The sequence below is a fragment of the Thermodesulfatator atlanticus DSM 21156 genome, from assembly GCF_000421585.1.
Classification (GTDB): domain Bacteria; phylum Desulfobacterota; class Thermodesulfobacteria; order Thermodesulfobacteriales; family Thermodesulfatatoraceae; genus Thermodesulfatator; species Thermodesulfatator atlanticus.
Genome location: NZ_ATXH01000049.1, coordinates 1 through 3,302, shown reverse-complemented (window position 1 = coordinate 3,302; position 3,302 = coordinate 1). Strand labels below are relative to the sequence as shown.

General features: G+C 48.6%; 3 protein-coding genes. All 3 read left to right on the top strand.

Translation table 11 applies throughout. The annotated features are described in order from the left end of the window. The coding region (locus H528_RS13740) for a PD-(D/E)XK nuclease domain-containing protein (protein ID WP_169352801.1) at positions 1-431 on the top strand (431 nt) is incomplete at its 5' end. 624 nt (positions 432-1,055) lie between these two features. After that, positions 1,056-2,273: a glycosyltransferase family 4 protein gene (locus tag H528_RS0111810; RefSeq protein WP_022854504.1), complete on the top strand. Its 1,218-nt coding sequence runs from the start codon at positions 1,056-1,058 to the stop codon at positions 2,271-2,273. A gap of 443 nt (positions 2,274-2,716) precedes the next feature. Then, a partial coding sequence (locus tag H528_RS0111805; RefSeq protein WP_022854503.1) for an AAA family ATPase occupies positions 2,717-3,302 on the top strand: 586 nt, incomplete at its 3' end.

Here is a 3,302-nt window from a genome sequence, read left to right as displayed (position 1 = left end):
AGACGGCGAGCAAGATACGCATGGCGCGGGTATTAAAGGCCGGGAAAGTCACGGATATGATGGAGGTGTTTCGCGCGTTTTTTGCCTCTATACCGCATGATTGGTATCGGAAGACGGAGCTTTCAGGCTATGAGGGCTTTTACGCAAGCATCTTTTACTGCTACTTTGCGGCGCTTGGCTTGGACGTGCAGGTGGAAGACGTCACCAATCAGGGTCGCCTGGACATGGCGGTGCTTTTTGAAGGCAAGTGTTATCTCTTTGAGTTTAAGGTGGTGGAGGATGAGCCCGAGGGCAAGGCGCTTTTGCAGCTAAAAGAGAAGCGCTACTGGGAGAAGTATCAGGGCAAGTGCGAAAAGATCTGGCTTATCGGGGTAGAGTTTAGCAAGCGCAAGCGGAACATCGTTTCTTTTGAGGTGGAGGAGGTTTCCTGAGATCGCTTCGTCGCCCCTTACGGGCTCCCTAGGATGGGCGAAGGGCAAGGAACGAAAGGCTAAGGGCGAAAGGGCTAAGGGCGGAGGGTGAGCAGTGAGCAGTAGTAAAGGTTGTAGAGGTTCTAGAGGTTGTAGAGGTTGTAGAGGTTGTAGAAGTTCTAGAGGTTTCCTGAGATCGCACGGGCGCACAAGTCACCTCGCGATGACGGGTGTGGGGGGCATTCTGAGGGAGCGATTTTCTTTGTCATTCTGAGGGAGCGAAGCGACCGAAGAATCCACAGGTCGATTAATGGATCCCTTCGCCTTCGGCTCAGGGCAGGCTCTTCGCTATGCTCAGGATGACGACTTACCACCCGTCATTCTGAAGGAGCGAAGCGACTGAAGAATCTATTAATGGATCCTTCGCTTCGCTCAGGATGACGGGAAGAAGGAGCTTCGGCTCAGGATGACGGGAAGAAGGAGCTTCGGCTCAGGATGACGGGAAGTAAACTGTGATCAGTGATCAGTTAGCTGTGATCAGTTTCCTGTAAGTTGTAGAGGCTAATGGCGAAAGGTGAAAGGGATCCGTTCCCATTTTTCGGAACGAAAAATAGGAACGGATCCTGGGGGGCAGGATAAGGAAAAATGTTAGATATCTTCTTCTCCTATGACTTTTTCCCCAAGATAGGTGGGGCTCATCTTTGGCTTTATAAGGTGGCCTATCACTGGCAAAGGTCATGTATTTATTTGACCCAAGAAATGCCTGAAATGGCCCGTGAGGTTACATCTTTTGATGCCGAGAGTCACGGCCCTATAAAAGAAATTGTAAGGCTACCTTTTTGTGTTAGCTCGTGGGGAATAGATAAGAATTTTATAAAAAACACAGCGCTTTTGCATAAATTTCTTTCTGGCCTGAGAAAAAAGGAAAAAGTCAAACAGGTTACTGTTCATGCGGTAAAGGCCATTCCTGAGGCGGCGAATTTGCTTTGGCTCAAATTTTGGCTACGGGATAATTTGCGCCTTATTACCTACGCCCATGGCGAGGAATTTTTGGTGGCCAAGACCAGCAAAGAGCTGCGCTGGCTTGCCAGGAAGGCCCTTGAGGCCTCTGACTTTGTCATTGCCAATAGTTTTTCTACGGCAAAGCTGATTGAGAATTTGCTCGGTGAAAGGTCTAAGGCTAAAGAAAATAAAGTCATAGTAGTACACCTTGGGGTTGATTTTGAGCTTTACCAACTGCCTAAGAAGGAAAGAAAAACCCATCGCAAGGCCTGGGGGTTTCCTGAAGAGGCGGTGATTTTGATCACAGTAGCGCGCATGGAACCCCGGAAAAACCAAGAGGCGGTTATCAAGGCCATGGCAAGGCTTCACCAGGAGGGGGTTCCGGTGGCCTACGTTATTGCTGGAAGCGGGGAAAAGGAAAAAGAACTCAAAGGGCTGGTTGAACGACTGGGACTTAAGCGGTGGGTGCGATTTTTGGGGCGTATTTCCGAAGAAGAAAAGATCAAAAGCATTTGCGCGGCCGATATCCACGTAATGCCCTCTATCCAGATTGGCCCAATGATAGAGGGGTTTGGTATCGTGTTTATGGAAGCAGCAGCGGCTGGGCTCCCTTCTATTGCCGGGAAGGTGGGAGGGCAGCCAGAGGCGGTGGTCCATGGTGAAACAGGCCTTGTGGTGGATGGGACTAACCTTGACGAAATTGTCTGGGCTTTGAAAAGGCTTGCTACGGATAAAGAGCTGCGCCGAAAGATGGGGGAGCAGGCGCGCACCTGGGCCCAAAAACATGATTGGAAAAATATTTCGCAGAGGATATTTGGAGAGATCACCACGGCGACTACGTCGCCTCGCGATAACAGGTAAGGGGTCAATGCGAGGGAGCGATTTTCTTTTGTCATTCTGAGGGAGCGAAACGACCGAAGAATCCACAGGTCGATTAATGGATCCCTTTGCCTTCGGCTCAGGGCAGGCTCTTTGCTCCGCTCAGGATGACGACTTACCACCCGTCATTCTGAAGGAGCGAAGCGACTGAAGAATCTATTAATGGATCCCTTCGCCTTCGGCTCAGGGCAGGCTCTTCGCTTCGCTCAGGATGACGGGAAGAAAGAGCTTCGGCTCAGGATGACATAACAGAAAGACTTCGCTCAAGATGACAGAAAGTGAACAGAGAACAGTGAGCTGTGATCAGTTTCCTGTAAGTTGTAGAGGCTAATGGCGAAAGGGCTAAGGGATCCTTTCCCATTTTTCTTTCCGAAAAATGAGAACGGATCCCAACACACTGATTTCATTTCTGCTATAATAGCACTATGGCTAAGAAAAAACTTCCTGTTGGTATCCAAAGCTTTGAGAAAATTCGCACCGACAATTTTTACTACGTTGACAAAACCCCTTTTGTGAAAAAACTCGTTGACGAAGGCGGAGGCTACTTTTTTCTTTCCCGCCCAAGGCGTTTTGGGAAAAGCTTATTCCTCGATACCCTGCGTCAGGCCTTCCTGGGAAAACGTGAGCTCTTCCACGGGCTATTCTTAGAGAATAACTGGGATTGGTCTCAAAAATATCCCGTAGTCTATATTTCTTTTGGCTCCGGGGTACATCGAAGCGTTGACGAACTCCAAAATACTTTCCAGGAAATATTTCTCGAACACGAAAAATTCTACCAAGTAAAATTGACCTACCCCTCTATCAAAGGTCGCTTCAAGGAACTGATAGAAGTCTTAGTGGAAAAACATAACCAAAAAGCTGTTGTCCTTATCGACGAATACGACAAACCCATCCTTGATAACATCCACAAGCCCGAACTAGCCGCAGAAATACGCGAAGAGTTAAAAAACTTCTATTCCGTACTCAAAGACGCAGACCCTTATCTCAAGTTTTGCTTCCTCACCGGCGTTA